Source organism: Dietzia sp. SLG310A2-38A2, assembly GCF_014145095.1.
Taxonomy (GTDB): domain Bacteria; phylum Actinomycetota; class Actinomycetes; order Mycobacteriales; family Mycobacteriaceae; genus Dietzia.
This window is the reverse complement of record NZ_JAALDX010000177.1, coordinates 1-2,793: the sequence shown is the minus strand read 5'-3', so window position 1 is coordinate 2,793 and position 2,793 is coordinate 1. Positions and strand designations below refer to the sequence as shown.

Annotated in this window: 3 protein-coding genes and 1 pseudogene; 3 read left to right on the top strand and 1 reads right to left on the bottom strand. The window is 68.2% G+C overall.

Annotated elements, in window-relative coordinates; translation table 11 throughout:
* A partial coding sequence (locus tag G6027_RS07005; RefSeq protein ID WP_182636545.1) for a sigma-70 family RNA polymerase sigma factor occupies positions 1 to 291 on the bottom strand: 291 nt, incomplete at its 3' end.
* 226 nt (positions 292 to 517) lie between these two features.
* Here G6027_RS07005 and G6027_RS07000 point away from each other — a divergent pair.
* From G6027_RS07000 to G6027_RS06990, 3 genes and pseudogenes are all read left to right on the top strand, one after another.
* Entirely contained in the window at positions 518 to 1,264 is a 747-nt protein-coding gene (locus G6027_RS07000) for a class I SAM-dependent methyltransferase (RefSeq protein ID WP_182636544.1), read from the top strand.
* Between the two features lie 149 nt (positions 1,265 to 1,413).
* Positions 1,414 to 2,184, top strand: a complete 771-nt coding sequence (locus G6027_RS06995; protein ID WP_182636543.1) for an SDR family oxidoreductase — start codon at positions 1,414 to 1,416, stop codon at positions 2,182 to 2,184.
* Between the two features lie 238 nt (positions 2,185 to 2,422).
* Positions 2,423 to 2,793 (top strand): annotated as a pseudogene (locus tag G6027_RS06990) (hypothetical protein); the annotation flags it as partial.

The following is a 2,793-nucleotide window of genomic DNA, read 5'->3' as shown; positions in this document are numbered from 1 at the left end:
GCGGCCACTGCCCTCCCACTCCTCGAGCAGGGCGACCTCGTCCGCACCTCCCGCCGGGGCTGCGATGCGCGTTGATCTGCGCACCACGTCCACGGCGCGGCGGTGGGCGACCCTGACCAGCCACGCCTCCACATTGGTCTCCTCCGGAAGCTCCGGCCAGGCCCGCAGCGCGGACAGGAACGTCTCGGACCAGGCGTCGTCGGCGTCGGGGCCGGGACCCAGGACCGCGCGGCACACGCGCAGGACGGTCGGCCCGTGCCGGACCACCGCACCGTCGAAGGCTGCCCTCATGTGTCAGATCCTCCCCTCGTCCCTTCCGCCTCGTTCACACGCCCCGGCCACCCACCTCGCCGACCGGCTTCAGCGGGTAGTCGCCCGGTGCCGCGGAAACGTGAGGTCCGTCCGGTAGGAGGCGAGAACGGGGGCCTTCACGAGACGTCGACGTCCGCGGCGGGTGCTAAGTTCGGACCACCGACGCCACTGGTGAGTGGCTGTCCACGAAAGGTGAGTCGCGGTCATGGACCTTCCCCGCATCTTCACCATCCGCGAGAGCAGCCATCGGATCCACAATCCACTGACCGAGGTCAAGCTCGCCGCCCTCGGGGAAGCCCTCCGACTCGCCCCGGGAACACGCGCGCTCGACCTGGCCAGTGGCTCGGGCGAGATGTTGAGCACTTGGGCGCGTGATCACGGGATCACGGGCACCGGTGTGGACATCAGCACGGTGTTCACCGAGGCAGCCCGAGCCCGCGCCGCCGAACTCGGCGTGGCCGACCGTGTCGAGTTCATCCACGGTGACGCCGCCGGCCATGTCGCGGACGAGCCGGTTGATCTGGCCGCATGTGTCGGGGCCACCTGGATCGGCGGCGGTGTCGCCGGGACGACCGAATTGCTCGATCGCAGCCTGCGTCCCGGAGGCGTGATGCTGATCGGCGAGCCGTACTGGCGGCGGACCCCGCCGGACGAGGAGACGGCCGTCGCCTGCCAGGCCACCGCCATCGCAGACTTTCAGGAACTGCCGGACCTGATGGGGACGTTTCACGATCTCGGGTACGACATCGTCGAGATGATGCTCGCCGATCAGGACAGCTGGGACCGGTACACAGCGGCCCAATGGCTCAACCTGCGACTCTGGCTCGACCGGAACCCCGATGACGATCTGGCCCCGGAGGTGAGTGAGGAACTCGCCACCGCGCCCGCCCGCTACGCGCGTTTCACGCGTGAGTACCTCGGCTGGGGCGTGTTCGCCCTCATGAAGCGCTGAGACTCATCCCCACTCGGTGATCACGAGCCGCGCCTCCTCGGATCGCGCATTGGTACAGCTCGCCCTTGCCGGTCCAGTGCTCGGTACTGTCGAGTATCGGATATCACCGGGCGGAACGCCGCATCGGACTTGCGTGTGGAGGACAGCGAATGGCATCGATCTTCATCTCGGGCGGGGCGGCTGGGATCGGCTTGGCAACGGCGGAGCGATTCGGCCGCGAAGGATGGACTGTCGGGGTGTACGACGTCGACAAGAACGCCCTGGCCGCGGTGCAGTCGAGGCATCCCGACTGGATCACGGGGGAGCTCGACGTCCGCGACATGCAGCAGTGGGAGAGGGCGCTGGAGGAGTTCACCTCACACACCGGAGGGACGCTCGACGTCCTGGACAACAACGCGGGCGTTCTTGTCGCCGGCGATTTGCAGGAGATCTCGGCTGACGCGGTGAAGGCTCAGATCGACATCGATGTGTTGGGCGTGACGCTCGGCGCCAAAGCCGCGTTCCCGTACCTCAAGGCCACGCCGAGGTCGCACCTGGTCAACATCGCCTCCGCGTCGGCGATCTACGGTCAGCCCGGGATCGCCACGTACAGCGCCGCCAAGTTCTACGTCGCCGGACTGACCGAGGCGTTGGAGCTCGAGTGGGCACCGCACGGCGTGCGTGTGGTGGGGATCTGGCCGCTGTGGGCCAAGACCGCTCTCGCGGACCCCAAGGCCAAGACGACCAAGACGCTCGGCATCAAGATCACGCCCGAGCAGGTGGCGGACAAGGTCTGGCAGTCCGTCCATCCGACGACCCTCGACCGCCGCCTTCATCGGACGTCCTACTCCGTCGGCGAGCAGACGACCGTACTCGCGAACATCTCCAAGTTCTCGCCCAATTTCGCGACGCGTCTGGTCAACAAGGTCCTGGCCCAGTAGGACCTCACTTCGGGCTGATCGTGGGGCACCTTTCGAGCGTTGCACTGAGCCATATTGAGAACTGAGCCCTGTTGAGAGCTGAGCCTTGTTGAGAGCAGAGGTCGTCTTGGCGTCCGCGGCCTGAGTTCGACCAGCCCCGGGCACCCGCCCGGCCGACGGCGTCCGCAGTAGTCGTCCCGCGCGACGAGAACGCGAGGTCCGTGCGGTACCCGATCCCGCTCGGCACTCGCATACTTGTGTGACCTCACACTCTTTGGGAGTCACCATGCTCGGTTCCCGCACCCCACGCCGCCTGCGTTCCCGACTTGCCGGCGCCCTCGTCGCCTGCGCGCTGGCCCTACCCGTCGCCGCGGCGGTCACGGTCTCCGCCGCCGCTCCCGGGTTCACCCCGGTGGCCACGGCCGGCCCGGTAGAAGACGCGCTCACCGACCTCGTCGGTGACCTGGATCCCACCGGTGAGCTCGGGCCGTACGTGACCGAGGCACTCAACGGCATCAACGGGCCCATCGGCGCACCCGGCGCGCCAGCCGTGGTGGCCACCCCGGTCACGTGTCGCCCGACCCCGGCCCACCCGCGGCCGGTGATCCTGGTGCACGGGACGTTCGACAA